We start from the raw sequence: 17,909 nt of genomic DNA, 5'->3' as shown, positions 1-17,909 counted from the left end.
AAGGGCCGCTAATCGCGGCCCTCGTCGTCACTGCTTAACGTATCGCTTCAATTACGCCTTACGCACCTGCGCAATCAACCCATCCAGCTGCGTCAGCATCGTATCGATCTCTTCCGCCGTCACATTCAACGCCGGCATGAAGCGCAGCAGATTCCCACGCGGCGCATTCAGCAGCAGACCATTAGGCGTCAGATTGCGCGCAGCTTCAACAATGGCAGGACCATCATCCCGATCCATCACCAGCGCACGCAGCAGACCCATCCCACGCTCACCCTTCATGCCCCACTTGGCCGACAGGGCCAGCAGGCCTTCGGACAGTTGCTTGGCGCGGGCGTTGACCGATTCCATGAAGCCCGGCGCAGCCAGGGCGTCGAACACGGCGACGCCGACGGCGGCCATGAGCGGGTTGCCGTTGTAGGTGCCGCCCTGGTCACCGTGCGAGAACACGCAGACTTCCTGACGAGCCAGCAATGCAGCCAGCGGCACGCCGCCGCCAATACCCTTGGCCAGGGTCATGATGTCTGGCACGACATCCGATTGCTGGTACGCAAACATGGTGCCCGTACGCCCCATGCCCGTCTGCACTTCATCAACGATGAACAGCAGCTTGTGCTCGTCGGCCAGTTTGCGCAGGCCTTGCATGAATTCCTTGCTGGCGGGGACGACGCCGGCTTCGCCTTGGACGGGTTCGAGCATGATGGCGACGGTCTGGTCGTCGATCAGCTTGCGCACGGATTCCAGGTCGTTGATTTCGGCCTTGGGGAAGCCTTCGACCTGCGGGGCGAACATCTTGTCCCAGCCCGGCTTGCCGGACGCAGACATGGTGGCCAGCGTGCGGCCGTGGAAGCCGTGGTTCATGGTGATGATCTTGTAGGCGCCTTTCTTGTGCACCTGGCCCCATTTACGCGCGAGCTTGATGGCGCCTTCGTTGGCTTCGCCGCCGCTATTGGCGAAGAAGACGCGGTCGAAGACCGAGGCGCTGGTGAGGCGCTCGGCCAGTTCGATGGAGGGCAGGTTGTAGAACGCCGGCGAGGGGTTCATCAGCAGCTTGGACTGGTCCAGCAGGGCTTTCTGCATTTCCGGGGCGCTGTGGCCCAGAGTGTTGACGGCCCAGCCCTGGACGAAGTCCAGGTATCGCTTGCCCGCGTGATCCTCCAGCCAGGATCCCTGGCCGCGCACGAACACGAGGTCCGGGCGGGAGGTGATCTCCATGAGGGCGTTGGTCTTGAACTGGCTGAATTCCATGGCGGTTCCTGCGGAATGAGAGAACAGGGATTAAAAGTGATTGGACGATGCCAATAGGCGAATTTAGCACCGACGGGGGGATGCTATTGTGACGTACCCCCAGCCGATCCGCCCCGGGCCGCCTCAAAAGGGCAGACAACGCGGGCGCTCTATTTTATGCAACAGGCGCGACCCCGCGCGCAGCCCTTTGTCGCTTTTTACTGACCAATCATGAAACGTATTCTTTCCAGTCTTGCCGCCGGCCTGGCGCTGGCGACGGCCGCGGCGACCGCGCATGCCGATTATCCCGAGCGCCCCATCCGCCTGATCGTGCCGTTCCCGCCCGGGCAGGCAACCGATATCTTTGCGCGCGCGCTGGCTGAAAAGCTGGGCGCGGCCGTCAAGCAGCCCATTGTGGTGGAGAACCGCGCGGGCGCGGGCAGCAATATCGGGATGGAGCAGGCGGCGCGCGCGACGCCGGACGGCTACACGCTGGTGATCGCGGGCTCTGCCGCGGCGGTGAACCAGACGCTGTACAAGACCATCAATTACAGCCTGACCAAGGACTTCGCGCCGGTGTCGGGGGTGTTCTCGGTGCCGCTGATGTTCCTGGCGACGCCGGCTTCGGGCATTACCTCGCTCAAGCAGCTGGTGACGCAGGCGCGCGCCAATCCGGGCGAGCTGGCCTATGCCAGCGCGGGCATCGGCGGCACGCAGCATTTGTCGGCCGAGATGTTCAAGGCGGCGGCGAAGATCGACATCCGCCACATTCCGTACAAGGGCAGCGGCCCGGCGCAGGCGGATTTCCTGGGGCATCAGGTGCCGTTGATGGTGGACTCGGTGACGGCTGGCCTGCCGCATGTGCAGAGCAAGAAGGCGGTGGCGCTGGCGGTGACGACGGCCAAGCGCCTGCCGCAGCTGCCGGACGTGCCGACCGTGGCGGAATCGGGTTATCCGGGTTTCGAGGCGATCGGCTGGGCTGCGGTGCTGGCGCCGCGCGATACGCCCGCCGAGGTGACGGGCTATCTGAGCAAGCAGATCGGCCAGGTGCTGAACTCCCCGGACATGCAGAAGTTCTTCCGCGACCGCGGTGCAGAGCCGATGCCACTGACGCCTGACGCGACTGGCACTTTCATTGCCGGCGAAGTGAAGAAGTGGGGCGAGGCGGTGAAGCAGTCGGGCGCACAGGTCGACTGATAGCACGACAAAACCCTAAGCCCGCAGCAAACCGCCCCGCATCGACGGGGCGGTTTGCATGATGGGCTGAAGTAAAGCTATGGCGGCTTAGGCCGGATCACCCGGCCGGCCGGGCTCGCCAGGCTGCCTGGGCTTTTCTGCAGGCTGTCCCGGATTGCCGGGCACTTCCGGCGGCGTGCGGCCCGGATCAACATCATCCGGGCCAGGCTTGCCCGGCACTTGGCCGGGAGCCTGCTTTTCCGGCGCGTCGCCGGGTTCCTGTCCGGGACGCTGGGACGGGTCGATGCCGGGTTGGTTGGCGGGATCGCCGGGCTTCTGGTTCGTGTTCATGGATGTCTCCTGAAGATTCACGTGTAGCGCTACACGCGCAGCGGCACGCGTATCGTGCAAGCCCACGATAGAAGCCATGTTCGCGCTCGCCCAGATCACGCAGGACGACTTTATCTAGTACTTTCTTCTTATCTCTTGCTCACCCAGGAGCCAGAATGAAGAAGACTGCCACGGCGTTCACCACGGAACGCCGCCATCTGCTGGAAATCATCGACGGCCTGATCGAAGGCATCATCCTGCTGGATCAGGACCGGCGCATTGTCTGGGCCAACGACACGGCGCTGGCCATGCATGGCGTAACGGATCTGGCCGCGCTGGGCGGCACCGCCGCCGGCTACCGCAAGGCGTTTGCGCTGCGCTACCGCAATCACCGCGTGCTGCGCGCGGCGCAGTATCCGCTGGACCGCGCGCTGGCGGGCGAGGCCTACAAGGACGTGGTGGTGGAAGTGACCAGCCGGCGCGATCCGGACTTCAGCCGCATGCACCAAGTGCGCAATCTGGTGTTGCGCGATGCGCAGGGCGCGGCCGAGGGCATGGTGCTGGTGCTGCTGGACGTGACCGAACGCTTTAGCGCGGAAGAGCGCTTTGAACGGACCTTCAACGCCAACCCCGCGCCGGCCGTGATCTGCTCGCTGGCGGATCTGCGGCACATCAAGGTCAATGACGGTTTTCTGGCGATGACGGGCTACACGCGCGAACAAGTGCTGGGCAAGACGCTGCGCCAGCTGGACGTGCTGGGCGATACGCCGCAACGCGAGGATGCGCTGCACCGGCTGGCGGAAGGCACGACCATTCCGCAGACGGAAACCATCATCGCGGTGCAGGGCGGCGGCAACAAGCTGGTGATCGTGGCGGGCCAGCCCATCGAGGTCGCGGAGCAGCCCTGCATGCTGTTCACCTTCAACGACCTGGAGCCGCGCCGCAAGGCCGAGACGGCGCTGCGCGATAGTGAACAGCGCTTCGCCACGGCGTTCCGGCTGGCGCCCGTGCCCATGACGCTGAGCACCACGGCAGGCAGGCTGCTGGAGGTCAACGATGCCTTCGTCGCAGCCACCGGCTACGACGCCAAGACCTTGGCGCGCGACGAGGATGCGCTGGCGCAGCTGTGGACCGACCCGCAAGCCTACGACCGCGCCATGGCCTCGCTGGAACAGGGCGCCAGCGTGCGCAGCCAGGAAATGGCGCTGCGCACGCGCGAGGGTGCGCTGCTGGACTGCCTGGTGTCGGCCGCGCCGGTGTCCATCCAGGACCAGCCCTGCGTGCTGGCGGCGATCCAGGACATCACCGAGCGCAAGCGCAACGAGGTCGAGCTGATGGAGGCGATCGAGACAGTGATGCAGGACACCTCGTGGTTCAGCCGCACCGTCATCGAGAAGCTGGCGCAGATCCGCACACCGCAAGGCGCGCCGCAGGGGCAAGGCGAATTGGCGGACCTGACGCCGCGCGAACGCGAGATCCTGGGCCTGATGTGCCAGGGCCACACGGACCCGGAGATCGCGGCCAGCCTGCACTTGTCGCGCAACACGGTGCGCAATCACGTGGCGGCGCTGTACAGCAAGCTGGACGTCCATAGGCGCAGCGCCGCCATCATCTGGGCGCGGCAGCGCGGCATCGTGGGATACGAAAAGCCGGCGCGCAAGCAGGCGCAGAAGCAGCCAGACAGGCAGCCTGGCAAGCAAGCCGACAAACGGGTCCACAGGATTCGGTAGAAAAGTACCAGCCGATCTGATGCGCGCGCTTCTTACGCGCGCGCCATGCGCTTCCTATAGTGGGTTCGTCCGCAGTTGGAGCCAGGCTTCGCAGGCCTCTCCAGCGCGGTTTCACGCAACCTGGAATTAGGAGCGACAACATGGATAACGACCGCATCAAGGGCGCAGCCAAGGAAGTCAAAGGCTCGATCAAGGAAACGGCAGGCAAGCTGACCGGCAACCGCGAGACCGAAGCCGAAGGGAAAGCGGAGAAAACCGTGGGCAAGGTGCAGCGCAACGTGGGCGAAGCCAAGGATCAGGCACGGGACTTGCTGAACAAGAAATAGCGCGGCTGCCTGTCGGCATGACCCGCTACGCCCATGAACGCCGAAAGGAGAAAAAAATGACGCATCGAATCTGGCTTGCGCTGCTGCTGGCAATCACCGCCATCACGGCCGGTTGCAACACGATGGAAGGCGCCGGCAAGGACATCGAACGTGGCGGGGAGAAGATCCAGCAGAAAGCCCAGTAAGTCCTGAACCTGTAGCCTGCCTGGACGGCTGGCGCGCTGAAGGCGCGCCGGCCTTTTTGCGCTTACGCGTTGCGTCCTATGGCGCTTTTGCGTCCAGGCGGCCCAGCAAGGCGTCGAAACGGCCTAGCCGCGCGTAGCGCGTCTGACCGCCCGCCACGACCTCGCCGCCTGGCAGGCCGACCCACTGTTGTATCCCGCTATCCAGGTCCAGCGCGCCATGGCGGATTCGAAGCAACTGGCCCGACGCCGGATGCCAAAGCTGGCCAAGGTCCATGCTTCGATGCGGCGCATGCCAATGGCCCAGCAACAACCAGCCGCCCTGCAGCGCTTGCAGCGTCATGCCGCCGGCAGGCAGATGCGCCACTTCGTGCTGATGAACGGCGCCAGCATCCAGGCCTGCATGGCAAAGCATGTCGTCCTCCAGCCACGCAATGGCACTGTCGCCCAAGGCCACGGGATGCGAGATGTCGCCCGACAATGGCACGGCATAAGAGAACGGCAAGGGATGCAGCCGCCCTTCGCGAAACTCCAGCAGTTGGCCGCGGCACAGCACGCAGGTTCGGCCGTCCGGCGTAGGAATGACGGCGGACCTGTCACTGACGGGACGGCGTTGCGCTGGCGCCGTGTGGAGCAGCGTCGGCTCCACCGTTGAGTCTCCTGCCTGCCGCCCGTAGGCGGGATAAAGAAAGACCATGCCGCGGTCCACCAGCAGCAGATCGTCGCCCGCAAACCCCAGGCTGAATTCCGGCGTCCGGCGTTGCGCTTGCGCGGCGCGCGGCGGCAGGGACATGCCGGGCCGGTTGGAAGGGGGCAGCTCGACCTGGCCGGAATGCAGCAGACGCGCATAGGGCGTGCTGGACAGTCCGTCCGGACCCTGTTCGATCCAGGCATGTACGCCGCTGAGGCTTACGCAGGAGGCGAGCAGCCCACGCCGCGCCGGAAACTTGCCGTCGATCGCGCGCAATGCCCGCCATGCACGCAGGTCGGTGAGCATCGGGGCTTCCCAGTCCTCCATTGCGGCGCAGGCCCATCCCGGAGCCACCGCTAGGGCGTAGGGAATGTCCAGATAGTCCTCGGGGCCGCACAGCGGACCCGAAGCCGGCGTAGGCAGGGCCGCCTGGGCGCCAGCCGCGGCACCTTCCTGGCGATGTGCAACGGCCTCCCAACCCCGCGCCTGTATTTGCGTCTTGAGATTATCTGCCTGGGCCTGCGGCACGATCAGCAGACGAATCGCGTCATCCTCTTCGCGCTGCTCGATAAGCGCCAGCCCCAACGCCTCCAGTTCCTGGCCCAGCGCCGGCAGGAAGTCGTCGGCCCGGTCGTCGCTCATGACGGACCGAAGCAGGTCCAGGCGCGCGGATGCAAGCGCCGGGTGGCGGGTCGAATAGATTTGCCTGAGCGTGTCCAGCACGTCGGACAGGGGAATCTTCCAATCGAAGGAGACGGGCTGCTGCATCACGGCTCAGCGCGAGAAGCCGCGCGCGGAAATCTCCCAGATGTCCTGCACCACGCCGTCCTTGAACACCACCAGTCCGTCGTGCAGATTGAAGGTGGGGTCCACGTGCGCGGGCACCAGACGCAGCACGCTGCCTAGCGCGGGCGCCGTGGCGCCGGGTTCCACGCGCACCACGCTGTGCTCGTCGTTGATGGCGGTGCAGGTCAGGCCGGATTCGCCGTAGACGGCGGGCGGGCCGCATTCGGCGGAAGCCGATTTCAGGCCTGCGTCCAGCACCACGCGGTCAGGCGTGGGCGTGCTCATCACGGTGGACAGCAGGAACAGGCTGTTCTGGAAATTGAGCGGGCCGCCCCATTCATTGGCGCCGTAGTCGCCGTCCATGAAGGCATAGGAGCCGGCCTGCAGTTCGGTGTAGACGCCGCTGGCCGCGTCGAACTCCACGCTGCCCGTGCCGCCGCCGGTGATGGTGTCGCAGGCGATGCCGCTTTCACGCAGCAGCTGCGCGTAGGATGCGGCGATGCGGGCGGCCTGGCGGGAGACGGTGGCGCGTTCTTCGCGCGTGCGGTAGTGCTGCACCGATCCGTGATAGGCCTGCAGGCCCGCGAAATTCAGGCCCGGCAGCGCGCGCGCCTGCTGCGCCAGCGCCAAGACGGTGGCGTCGTCGGACACGCCGCAGCGGCCCTGGCCCACGTCCACTTCCACCAGCACGTCGATCTGGGCGCCGGCCTGGACCATGGCGGCCGACAGCTGCGCCAGGTTCTGCGCGTTGTCCACGCAGACGCTGATCTTGGCGGCGCGCGCCAGTTGGCCCAGCAACGCCATCTTGGCCGGGCCGACGACTTCGTTGCTGATGTGGATGTCGCGGATGCCGGCGGCCACGAAAGGCAGGGCCTCGCTGACCTTCTGGCAGCAGATGCCGCGCGCCCCCAGGGCCACTTGCCGCAGCGCGATCTGCGGGCATTTGTGAGCCTTGGCATGTGGCCGCAGGGCCACTTCGTGGCGGTCGGCCCAGGCCTGCATGGCGCGCAGGTTGGCTTCGAAGGCGGTCAGGTCCAGCGCCAGGCTGGGCGTGTCGACGCGGGCAAGGGGATCGCCCGGCTGGGCGGCGGGGGGCAGCGCAATGCCGCGTATGACTTCCTGGGACATCTTGGAAACTCCGTTATCAGCACTGCAGGGATGTAACCGCACACCATAACCAAAGCGCGACCACCCATAACCTTGGGCGATGCGACCCCCTGGAAAACCATAGCCCTGTAATCATTGGCTACAGGGGGTGGGCATGACAGAATTTCATCATAAAGAAAGCCCCCGAGGGGAGGCAGATTTTTGCCGGGGGAATTCGCCCATCGGCAGAGATCACATTACTGATACCCGTCAGCAAGAATTCGGAGAAGCTCGCATGAAACTCAAGACCTGGATCACCGCCCTGACCATCGCGGCAGCCGCCGTCGGCGCCGCCGGTTCGGCGCAGGCCCAACAGTTCTTCCGTATCGGCACCGGCGGCACCGCCGGCACCTACTACCCCGTGGGCGGCATCATCGGCAACGCCGTATCGCAGCCGGGCAAGCTTATCGCCACCGCGGTGGCGTCCAATGGCTCGGTCGCCAACATCAACGGCGTCATGGGCGGCTCGTTCGAAGCGGGCTTCACGCAATCCGACGTGGCCTTCTGGGCCTATAGCGGCACCGGCACCTTCGAAGGCAAGCCCAAGGCTCAGGACCTGCGCCTGATCGCCACGCTGTATCCGGAAAGTATCCACCTGGTGACGCGCAAGGGCTCGGGCATCAAGGGCGTGGCCGACCTGAAGGGCAAGCGCGTGTCCATGGACGAGCCGGGCTCCGGCACGCTGGTGGACGTGCGCCTGATCCTGGGCGCCTACGGCCTGACCGACAAGGACATCAAGGCCGAATACCTCAAGCCCAACCAGGCTGGCGACAAGCTCAAGGACGGCGGCCTGGACGCGTTCTTCTTCGTGGGCGGCGCCCCCGCCGGCGCGATCGCCGAACTGGCCTCCACCGGCAATATCGAACTGGTGTCGCTGGTCGGCCCGGAAATCGACGCGCTGCGCGGCAAGCAGGAATTCTTCACGCCTGACGTCATCACCGCCAACACGTACCAGAACATCCCTGAAGTGAAGACCATTTCGGTCAACGCGCAGATGGTCACCTCGGCCAAGATCCCCGACCAGGTGGTGTACGACGTGACCAAGGCGCTGTACAGCGACGCCACGCGCAAGACGCTGGACGCCGGCCACGCCAAGGGCAAGCTGATCACCAAGGAAAACGCCGTCAAGGGCGCGGGCATCCCGTTCCACCCGGGCGCGGAGAAGTTCTACAAGGAAGTCGGCCTGCTCAAGTAAGCGAGCCGGAACTTCTTTCACGGATAGACCACGGCGCAGTCTGACTCGCCGTGTTTGAGCAGGGCCGCCACGAGCGGCCCTGCTTGCTGTATCACCAGAGACTCACCGCGATGGAAATTGACCACGAGAAAACCCAGCAGCTGGCGGAAAAGTACGATTCGGAAATCCGCTTCCGCCCGCTGGACAAGACGGCCACCTGGATCGTGTCGGGCCTGCTCGTCACCTTGTCCCTCTTTCACTACTACACGGCGGGCTTCGGCCTGCTGCGCGAGGCCACGCACCGCGGCGTGCACCTGGCTTTCGTGCTGAGCCTGATCTTCCTGGTGTTCGGCTTTTCCAAGTCGCATTACCAGCGCCAGCCCAAGTCCACCTGGTTCTCGCCCGGCGGCATTCCGCTGTACGACTGGATCATCGCCATCGCGCTGGCGCTGTCGGTGCTGTACATCCCCTACATCTTCGAGGACCTGGCATTCCGCGTGGGCAATCCCATGCCCATGGACGTGCTGATGGGGTCCATCCTGCTGATCGGCCTGTTGGAAGCCACCCGCCGCGCCATGGGCTGGCCGCTGCCCATCATCGCCATCGTGTTCATGGCGTATGCCATGTTCGGGCCGTATTTCCCGGGCCTGCTCAAGCATGCCGGCAATACGTGGTCGCAGGTCGTCAACCACATGTACCTGACCAGCCAGGGCGTGTACGGCGTGGCGGTCGGCGTGGTCGCGACCTATGTTTTCCACTTCGTGCTGTTCGGCGTGCTGGCCACCCGCATCGGCCTGGGCCAGCTGTTCCTGGACGTAGCCTCGACCGTCGCCGGGCGCTATGCCGGCGGGCCGGCCAAGGTATCGGTGTTCGGCTCGGCCATGTTTGGCATGCTGTCGGGCTCGTCGGTGGCCAACGCGGTCACGGTGGGCTCGCTGACCATTCCGGCCATGATTCGCATCGGCTATCCCCGGCATTTCGCCGCGGGCGTGGAAGCGGCCAGCAGCACGGGCGGGCAGATCACGCCGCCCATCATGGGCGCGGCCGCGTTCCTGATGATCGAATTCCTGGGCATTCCGTACCAGCAGATCGCCATCGCGGGCATCTTCCCGGCCTTCCTGTACTTCTTCGGCATGTTCATGCAGGTGCACTTCGAGGCCAAGCGCGAAGGGCTGCGCGGCCTGACCGAAGAGGAAATGCCCAAGCTCAAGCAGTCGTTCAAGATGCGCTGGCCGACGCTGATCCCGCTGGTCCTGCTGATCGGCGTGCTGGCCAGCGGCCGCACGCCGTACCTGGCAGCCTTCGCGGGGATTACCGGCTGCATCATCGTGGGCCTGCTGAATCCGTTCCAGCGGCTGCGCTGGCGCGACCTGTACGAAGCCTTCGAGACCGGCGCCAAGTACGCGCTGGCGGTGGGCGCGGCGGCGGGCACCGTGGGCATCGTGATCGGGGTGGTGACGCTGACGGGCGTGGGCTTCAAGATCTCGTACATCGTGATCTCGGCCTCGCAGGTGCTGGCCAGCGGCGCAGCCATGGTGCTCCCCGACACGATCGCCAACATGCAGACGCTGACGCTGATCGCCGCGCTCATCATGACCGGCATCGTCTGCATCCTGATGGGCTGCGGCGTGCCCACCACGGCGAACTACCTGATCATGGTGGCGGTGGCCGCCCCCACGCTGGTGCAGTTGGGGGTGCAGCCCATCGCGGCGCACTTCTTCGTGTTCTATTTCGGAATCCTGGCGGACATCACGCCGCCGGTGGCGCTGGCGGCCTATGCGGCGGCCGGGATGGCGGGCAGCGATCCGTTCAAGACCGGCAACACGGCCTTCAGGCTGGGCATCACCAAGCTGATCGTGCCCTTCGTGTTCGTGTTCTCGCCGTCGCTGTTGATTTCGGTGCAGGGCTTCACCTGGTACGACTTCTTCGTGACGCTATTCGGCTGCATGGTCGGCCTGGTGCTGCTGTCGGCGGCGTTCTCGCGTTACATGCTGGTGGGCATGAAGAGCTGGGAGCGCTGGCTGTGCACCATCGGCGCCTTGCTGACGATCCTGCCGGGCCTGACCAGCGGCCTGGTCGGACTGGCGATCTGCATCCCGGTATTCATGCGCCAACTGGCGCAGCTGAAGCTGGAAAGCGCCCCCAAGGCCGCCTGACCAGCGGTCCGAAAACAAAAAGGGGCGGACCCATGAGGTCCGCCCCTTTTTGCTCCGAATCATGAATATTGGCAGCTTTTAGGATGAAAATGTGCGCATGTTGGCGCAGGGTGACTCCATACAACATTCCTCCCTCCGGCCGGTTGCCCACCCCTATAAATCAGCGTAAAGTAAAATTCATGTTTGCTGGTCTGCCGATATGCGGGCCGACTGTGCAAACAGGCACAAAACTGCGCCATATGTTCGATATCCTGGTCTATCTGTACGAGAATTACTACACGCCGCAAGCCTGTCCTGCGGCGGACGTGCTCGCAAAGCGGCTTGCCGCCGCCGGTTTCGAGCACGAAGACATCGACGACGCCCTAGGCTGGCTCTATGGCCTGGCCGAAACCACCGAACGCTGCGTCGATCTCGCCCAGGCCCCCGCCACCGGCACCCGGATCTACACCGACAACGAATACCAGCAGCTCGGCACCGAATCCATTGGCTTCATCGCCTTCCTGGAATCGGCTGGCGTGCTGCCCGCGCCCTTGCGCGAGATCGTCATCGACCGGGGCCTGGCTTCGCCGGAAACGCCCGTGCCGCTGTCCAAGATCAAGATCATCGCCCTCATGGTTCTCTGGAGCCAGGAAGCCGAGATCGACAATCTGGTCCTGGAAGAGCTGCTGGACGAAGACGGCGTGCGCTTGCTGCATTGAACGGCATCCGCGTCGCTTGATGCCGTTACTCCTTACCCGCGCGCCGTGCCGCGCGGGCGTCCCATCGTGAATTACGTCGGCCGCTTCGCCCCCAGTCCCAGCGGCCCGCTGCATGCGGGCTCGCTGGTCGCGGCGCTGGCCAGCTGGCTGGACGCGCGCGCCCATGGCGGGCGCTGGCTGCTGCGCATCGAGGACGTGGACACGCCGCGCACGGTGCCGGGCGCGGCCGAGGTCATCATGGGCCAGCTGGATGCACTGGGCCTGGCTTGGGACGGCGACATCATGTGGCAATCACGCCGCAACGACGCTTATCAGGCCGCCTTCGACTCCCTGGCCGCGCGCGGCCTGATCTACGGCTGCGGCTGCACCCGGCGCGAAATCGCCGATTCGGCGCTGCGCGGCCAGACCGCACCCGGCGCCGACGGCGAACGGCCGTATCCCGGCACCTGCCGCCACGGCTTGCCGGAGGGCCGCCAGGCCCGCGCCTGGCGCGTGATCATGCCGGAGGGCGTGGAACATTTCGTGGACCGCTGGCTGGGTCCGCAGGAGCAGGACGTGGCGCAGGCGGTGGGCGACATCGCCTTGCGCCGTGCCGATGGCCTATGGGCCTACCAATTGGCGGTGGTGGTGGATGATGCCGCGCAGGGCGTGACCGACGTGGTGCGCGGCGCGGACCTGCTCAGCTCCACCGCGCGCCAGCGCGTGCTGGGGCGGCTGCTGGGGCTGCCGCCCGTGCGCTACCTGCACGTGCCGCTGATCCTGGACGCTTCCAGCGGCCTGAAACTGTCCAAGCAGAATGGGGCCCCGCCCATCGACACCGGCGCGCCCCTGGCGGCGCTGCTGGCCGCCTGGCGCGCCTTGGGCTTCGACGCCATCGACACCGCGGACCGCGGCCATTTCCTGCGGGAAGCCACCGCGCAATGGGCGCGGCGCTTCCCGCTGCCCGCCGCTACAGCGGCTTGAGGTCCTGGTCCAGCATCCGGACGAGCAGGGCCTCGCCGTTTTCCGCCACGCGCAGCTCGCCATACTTGGCGACCTGATAGCGCTCGGCCTGGCCTTCCGGGAAGAAATACGCGTTGGTCACGATGCGCACGCTGTTGTCGCGGATGCGGTAGCGCAACGGCACTTCCGCCTCGCTGTGCGGGTGGGTGTCGGGCTGGATGCGCAGCGGCTGGCCCACGCCGCGCGCGTCGGTCTGCAGCATCACATAGCCGTCCGGCTCGTAGCCCATGACCGACTCCTCGGCCTCGGGACGCTCGCCGCCCAGCCGCAGGCGCGTGACCTCCCGGCTGGCCGCGAAGTTCAGCGCCATGTAGTCACCCTGCATGAGCGAACGGGGATCCACTGGCGCCAGTTCCAGGATGACCACCTTGCCCGAGGCCAGCAGCTTTTCACGCTGCCAGATGCCGCCGTTGGTGACCGCCAGCACCAGCACCAGGCCGCCCAGAATGGCCAGCGTACGCCAGCGCAAGGGCGTCGACACCGGCGGCAAGGCGCCGCGCTGGCTGGGCGCAATGGTGCGCATCAGGCGCGGCACCAGCCACACCATGGCGCGCAGCACAAAGAGCAGCAACGCGGCGCCGCCCAGCCACAAGGCCTTTTGCAGCAGCGGCATCTCCAACTGGTAGTAGTAGACGCCCAGATAGGCCAGCAGGCTGATGACCCCGAACACCACCACGCGCGACTGGTTCAAGCCGAAGCCCAGCAGCAGCCAGGCCAGCGCGAAGCCCACGCCGGGGCTGGGCAGCCAGAACAGCGCCAGGATCAGCAGGCCGATGGGCACGCCCCAGGTGACGCCCGCCGTCAGCATGCGGCGGCGCGGCCAGAGCACCGCGAAGGCGGTCGCGACGGGCAGCAGCGCGCCGGCCGCGACCAGCACGGCCGTATGCGGATTCAGCTGCCACATGGCGGGCAGCTGCTTGATGGAGATGCCGCTGGCCAGCCACACCATGCCTTGCACCGACAGCAGGAACGCCCAGCCCAGCGGCTGCAGCGCATGGGCGCGCTTGCCGCCCAGGCGGTGGCTGACGGTGAAGATGACGGCGGTGGCCCAGGCGCCGGTCACGGCAATGGGCAGCCACAGGAAGGTGGCACGCAGGGCGTCGAACGCCATCCAGGCGTCCAGCAGGTCCTCCTGCCCCAGGTCGGGCGACAGCACGCGCCAGATCAGGCCCGCGCCGGCCGCCGCGATCAGCAGGCCGCTCAGGAAGCGCAGGATGACGTCGGGCCCGACCGCATAGACCGTGGCCGCCATCAGCAGCACAAAGACGCAGGCGCTGGCGAACGAGGTCGAACTGGACAGCCCGAAGATGATGAGGACCTGCCCGGCGAAAGCCATGGCCGTGCCGCACTGGCGCCAGAACGGCCCCGCATCGCTGCGCAGTACCGCCACGCCGGCCGCGCACAGCACCAGCCCGGCCACCAGCGCGCCGCCTTCGGAGGTGATGAAGCCCGAGAAGGCGATGAACACCAACAGCAGCACCGTCGACAGCCAGGCGCTCAGGCCAAGCAGGCATTGCACGTACCAGGGCGGATCCGCCTGCGGCGCCGGAGCGGGCGCCAGCTGCGCGACCGGCGCGCTGGCGTCGGCCGGGTCCACCGAGTTGCCGGCCGAAGCCGCAGCCGGTTCGGAATCGGCAGCCGCGGCCACCGCCGTCTGCGGGTCGCCGGCAAGCCGGCGCAGCCAGCGCGCGGCCAGGACGGCCTCGGCCATGAGCAGCGCCGCCAGCGGCAGGGCCGCCCAGACGCCGGGCTCCAGGCGCAGCAGCCATTCGCCCGCCACCCGCAGCGACACGCAGATGACGCCGGCGGCCAGCATGGCCAGGATGATCAGGTCGCGCCGGCCCTTCTGATAATAGAAGCCCAGGCCCAGGGTCACCGCGACCCAGGCGATGCCGTTATAGAGGCCCAGGCCGCGGCCCAGGAAGTCGCCAAGCATCTGGGTCAGCACCAGCACGCTGATCGCCAGGGCGGCCAGGACCCGCGGACCGACCAGGGTGCTGGCGCGCCAGCGGCGGGCAGCCAGCTCCCAGCCCAGCAGCAGCAGCAGGTTCAAGCCGGCCATCATCAGGCCGGGCACGCCCGGGCCGCCGAATATCAGCATCCAGGAGAACACCCGCTCGCCCAGCCACAAGGCCATGGCGACATTCAGCACCAGCGCCCACAGCAGCCAGACGGCCTGGCTGCCGGCGGCCAGCGCCCAGGGCAGCAGCAAAAGCGCCCACCAGGCGAACAATTCCCAGGTGTCGGCGCCAGTCTGGTAAGTTTGGCCTAGTAAAGCGAGCAGCGCGCCAAGCAGAATGCCGGCCAGGGCGAGCAGGGCGCCCGGTATGGTGCGGCGCACGCCGGGACTGGCCCGCAGGCGCAATCCGGCCCAGGCGGCGGCTAGCGCACAAACCGCCAGCAACCCCTGGACGCCGGCGAAGCGCTGCACTTTCGTCATGTCCTGCCAGTTGGCGGCGACCCAGCAAACTGCGGCGCTTCCCAGCAACAAAACACCTAGCCAGAGGGTGCTGCGCGCCAGAAATTGACGCCAAGCGTGTAGTTCGGATCCCGCTTGTCTTTCAGTGCCGACTTGCATCTGGCGAATCTCCGATCTTATTATCCGCGCTACTACGGCGGGACTGCCGCCACTGGATACACATGAATAAAACGCTGATTATTGCCGAGAAGCCCTCGGTGGCCCTTGATATATCACGCGCCTTGGGAGGCTTCGCGCGGGAGGGCGACTATTTTGAAAGCGAACGTTACGTCCTCGCATCGAGTATCGGGCATTTGCTCAGCTTGGTCGCGCCCAACGATCCGGTCAAGGGGAAGTGGAGCTTCACGCACCTGCCCGTGATTCCGCCCGAGTTCGAACTGGGCCCCACCGACAAGAAATCCGCCGAACGGCTTAAGCTGCTGGTCCGCCTGGCCAAGCGCAAGGACGTCGACGCCATCATCAACGCCTGTGACGCCGGGCGCGAGGGCGAACTGATCTTCCGCTACATCATTCAGTACGCGGGCGTGAAGAAGCCGATCCAGCGCCTCTGGCTGCAGTCGATGACCCAGGCCGCCATCCGCGAAGCCTTCGCCAACCTGCGCGACGACTCCCAGCTCAAGCCGCTGGAAGCCGCCGCCCGCTCGCGCGCCGAGGCCGACTGGCTGGTGGGCATCAACGGCACGCGCGCCATGACTGCCTTCAACAGCAAGGACGGCGGCTTCTTCAAGACCCCGGTCGGCCGGGTGCAGACGCCCACGCTGGCCATCGTGGCCGAGCGCGAAGAGCGCATCCGCCGCTTCGTGCCGCGCGACTACTGGGAAGTGCGCGCCACCTTCGTGGCGGCCGCCGGCCTCTACGAAGGCCGCTGGATCGACCCGCAGTTCAAGAAAGACGACCGCGACCCGGAAAAGCGCGAATCGCGCCTGTGGTCGGAAGCCGCCGCGCAAAGCGTGGTGGCCGCCTGCCGCGAACAGCCGGGCAACGTCACGGAAGAATCCAAGCCGTCGACCCAGATGTCGCCGGCCCTGTATGACCTGACCTCGCTGCAGCGCGAAGCCAACGGCCGCTTCGGCTTTTCGGCCAAGACCACGCTGGCGCTGGCGCAGACTCTGTACGAACGCCACAAGGCGCTGACCTACCCGCGTACCGATTCGCGCTACCTGCCCGAGGACTACATCGCCACGGTGCAGGAAACCATGCGCGCGCTGGCCAAGGGCGGTTCCAACGCCGTGGGCGGCCTGGCGCGCCACGCGGAAACCGTGGTCGGCAATCAATGGGTCAAGCCGAACCGCCGCATCTTCGACAACAAGAAGGTGTCGGACCACTTTGCCATCATCCCCACGCTGCAGATCCCGCACGATCTGAGCGAGGCCGAGGCCAAGCTGTACGACCTGGTGCTCAAGCGCTTCCTGGCGGTGTTCTTCCCCGCCGCGGAATACCGCGTCACCACCCGCATGACCGAAGTGCAGGGGCACCGCTTCCGCACCGACGGCAAGGTGCTGGTCAGCCCGGGATGGCTGGCCGTCTACGGCAAGGAAGCCCAGGGCGAAGACGCCAACCTGGTGCCCGTGGCGGACGGCGAGACCGTGCGCACCGAGGACGTCGAGGCCGTGGGTCTCACCACCAAGCCGCCGGCGCGCTTCAACGAAGGCACGCTGCTGTCGGCCATGGAAGGCGCCGGCAAGCTGGTGGACGACGAGGAACTGCGCGAGGCCATGTCCGAGCGCGGCCTGGGCACGCCGGCCACGCGCGCCGCCATCATCGAAGGCCTGCTCAACGAGGTCTACCTGCGCCGCGAAGGCCGCGACCTGGTGCCCACCGCCAAGGCGCGCCAGCTGATGACGCTGCTGTCGGGTCTGGACGTGACCGAACTGACCTCGCCGGAACTCACCGGCGAATGGGAACACAAGCTCAAGCAGATCGAGCAGGGCGGCCTGGGCCGCGAGGCCTTCATGCGCGAGATCGCGCAGATGACGCAGGTCATCGTCAAGCGCGCCAAGGAATACGAGCGCGACACGGTGCCGGGCGACTACGCCACGCTGCAGACGCCGTGCCCGAAGTGCGGCGCCGTGGTGAAGGAAAACTATCGCCGCTTTGCCTGCACTGCCTGCGACTTCTCCATCGGCAAGCACCCGGGCGGCCGCACCTTCGAGCTGCCGGAAGTCGAAGAGCTGCTGGCCAAGCGCGAGATCGGCCCGCTGCAAGGCTTCATCAGCAAGATGGGCCGGCCGTTCGCCGCCATCCTGCGTATCAGCGATGAATTCAAGCTGGAGTTCGACTTCGGCCAGAACGACGAAGACGACAACGAGGCCGTGGACTTCTCCGGCCACACGCCGGTGGGCTCGTGCCCCAAGTGCCAGTCGCGCGTGTTCGAGCACGGCATGAGCTATGTCTGCGAGAAATCCGTCGGCCCCGAAAAGAGCTGCGATTTCCGTTCGGGCAAGGTCATCCTGCAGCAAGAAATCTCGCGCGAGCAGATGGAAAAGCTGCTGACCAACGGCCGCACCGACCTGCTCGACGGCTTTGTCTCCAGCCGCACCAACCGCAAGTTCAAGGCCTTCCTCGTCCGCCAGCCGGACGGCAAGATCGGCTTCGAGTTCGAGCCGCGTCCTGAAAAGCCGGGCCGCGCGCCGGCCAAGACGGCCACCAAAACCGCGACCAAGACCGCCGCCAAGAAAGCGCCGGCCAAGAAGGCCGCGGTGAAAAAGGCGGCAACCAAGACCGCAACCAAGACGGCCACGAAAACAGCCGTCAAGAAAGCGGTGAAGAAGGCTGCGCCTAAAAAGACCGCCGCATAGCAGGGGAGCCA

14 protein-coding genes are annotated in these 17,909 nt (G+C 66.3%); 9 read left to right on the top strand and 5 right to left on the bottom strand.

Annotation, left to right across the window (positions count from 1 at the left end):
• Nucleotides 1–51 precede the first annotated feature (51 nt).
• A complete protein-coding gene (locus tag BRO63_RS32350) occupies nucleotides 52–1,245 on the bottom strand; it encodes an acetylornithine transaminase (protein WP_088143617.1) in 1,194 nt (397 codons plus the stop codon).
• A 210-nt stretch (nucleotides 1,246–1,455) separates the two neighbouring features.
• On the opposite strand from BRO63_RS32350, the gene BRO63_RS32345 reads away from it, so the two are divergent.
• Nucleotides 1,456–2,421, top strand: a complete 966-nt coding sequence (locus BRO63_RS32345; RefSeq protein ID WP_088143616.1) for a Bug family tripartite tricarboxylate transporter substrate binding protein — start codon at nucleotides 1,456–1,458, stop codon at nucleotides 2,419–2,421.
• Between the two features lie 87 nt (nucleotides 2,422–2,508).
• Here the strand turns inward: BRO63_RS32345 and BRO63_RS32340 are convergent, their stop codons facing one another.
• Entirely contained in the window at nucleotides 2,509–2,751 is a 243-nt protein-coding gene (locus BRO63_RS32340) for a hypothetical protein (protein ID WP_088143615.1), read from the bottom strand.
• A 155-nt stretch (nucleotides 2,752–2,906) separates the two neighbouring features.
• On the opposite strand from BRO63_RS32340, the gene BRO63_RS32335 reads away from it, so the two are divergent.
• From BRO63_RS32335 to BRO63_RS32325, 3 genes are all read left to right on the top strand, one after another.
• The gene (locus BRO63_RS32335) at nucleotides 2,907–4,460 is read left to right on the top strand and encodes a helix-turn-helix transcriptional regulator (RefSeq protein WP_088143614.1); all 1,554 of its coding nucleotides are present in this window, start codon (nucleotides 2,907–2,909) and stop codon (nucleotides 4,458–4,460) included.
• Between the two features lie 140 nt (nucleotides 4,461–4,600).
• On the top strand, nucleotides 4,601–4,786 hold the full coding sequence (locus BRO63_RS32330; RefSeq protein WP_013390838.1) for a CsbD family protein: 186 nt from the start codon (nucleotides 4,601–4,603) through the stop codon (nucleotides 4,784–4,786).
• A 56-nt stretch (nucleotides 4,787–4,842) separates the two neighbouring features.
• A complete protein-coding gene (locus BRO63_RS32325; protein ID WP_013390837.1) occupies nucleotides 4,843–4,971 on the top strand; it encodes an entericidin A/B family lipoprotein in 129 nt (42 codons plus the stop codon).
• 76 nt (nucleotides 4,972–5,047) lie between these two features.
• Here the strand turns inward: BRO63_RS32325 and BRO63_RS32320 are convergent, their stop codons facing one another.
• Both BRO63_RS32320 and BRO63_RS32315 read right to left on the bottom strand, forming a co-directional pair.
• Nucleotides 5,048–6,427 carry a DUF6630 family protein gene (locus BRO63_RS32320; protein WP_256943449.1) on the bottom strand — a complete coding sequence of 460 codons (1,380 nt, stop codon included), beginning with the start codon at nucleotides 6,425–6,427 and terminating at the stop codon, nucleotides 5,048–5,050.
• A 6-nt stretch (nucleotides 6,428–6,433) separates the two neighbouring features.
• The gene (locus tag BRO63_RS32315; RefSeq protein WP_088143612.1) at nucleotides 6,434–7,573 is read right to left on the bottom strand and encodes a DSD1 family PLP-dependent enzyme; all 1,140 of its coding nucleotides are present in this window, start codon (nucleotides 7,571–7,573) and stop codon (nucleotides 6,434–6,436) included.
• Nucleotides 7,574–7,826: 253 nt separating this feature from the next.
• On the opposite strand from BRO63_RS32315, the gene BRO63_RS32310 reads away from it, so the two are divergent.
• The 4 genes from BRO63_RS32310 to gluQRS all read left to right on the top strand — a co-directional run bounded on the left by BRO63_RS32310 (nucleotide 7,827) and on the right by gluQRS (nucleotide 12,582).
• Nucleotides 7,827–8,786, top strand: coding sequence for a TAXI family TRAP transporter solute-binding subunit (locus tag BRO63_RS32310; RefSeq protein ID WP_088143611.1), 960 nt, complete (start codon nucleotides 7,827–7,829; stop codon nucleotides 8,784–8,786).
• Nucleotides 8,787–8,896: 110 nt separating this feature from the next.
• Nucleotides 8,897–10,921: a TRAP transporter permease gene (locus BRO63_RS32305; protein ID WP_088143610.1), complete on the top strand. Its 2,025-nt coding sequence runs from the start codon at nucleotides 8,897–8,899 to the stop codon at nucleotides 10,919–10,921.
• Between the two features lie 239 nt (nucleotides 10,922–11,160).
• A complete protein-coding gene (locus BRO63_RS32300; RefSeq protein ID WP_013390832.1) occupies nucleotides 11,161–11,619 on the top strand; it encodes a DUF494 family protein in 459 nt (152 codons plus the stop codon).
• A 66-nt stretch (nucleotides 11,620–11,685) separates the two neighbouring features.
• The gene (gene gluQRS / locus BRO63_RS32295; RefSeq protein ID WP_179215271.1) at nucleotides 11,686–12,582 is read left to right on the top strand and encodes a tRNA glutamyl-Q(34) synthetase GluQRS; all 897 of its coding nucleotides are present in this window, start codon (nucleotides 11,686–11,688) and stop codon (nucleotides 12,580–12,582) included.
• On the opposite strand, the gene BRO63_RS32290 is transcribed toward gluQRS, so the two are convergent.
• The gene (locus tag BRO63_RS32290) at nucleotides 12,569–15,199 is read right to left on the bottom strand and encodes a GDYXXLXY domain-containing protein (protein WP_088143608.1); all 2,631 of its coding nucleotides are present in this window, start codon (nucleotides 15,197–15,199) and stop codon (nucleotides 12,569–12,571) included. The two genes, gluQRS and BRO63_RS32290, sit on opposite strands and share 14 nt — an antisense overlap.
• Nucleotides 15,200–15,261: 62 nt before the next feature.
• Here BRO63_RS32290 and BRO63_RS32285 point away from each other — a divergent pair, with 62 nt between their 5' ends.
• Nucleotides 15,262–17,898, top strand: coding sequence for a DNA topoisomerase III (locus tag BRO63_RS32285; protein ID WP_088143607.1), 2,637 nt, complete (start codon nucleotides 15,262–15,264; stop codon nucleotides 17,896–17,898).
• Nucleotides 17,899–17,909: the final 11 nt, after the last annotated feature.

It is taken from the genome of Achromobacter xylosoxidans (assembly GCF_002192695.1).
Taxonomy (GTDB): domain Bacteria; phylum Pseudomonadota; class Gammaproteobacteria; order Burkholderiales; family Burkholderiaceae_B; genus Achromobacter; species Achromobacter xylosoxidans_C.
Note: the sequence above shows the minus strand (reverse complement) of the source record. Positions and strands in the feature narration are given on the sequence as shown.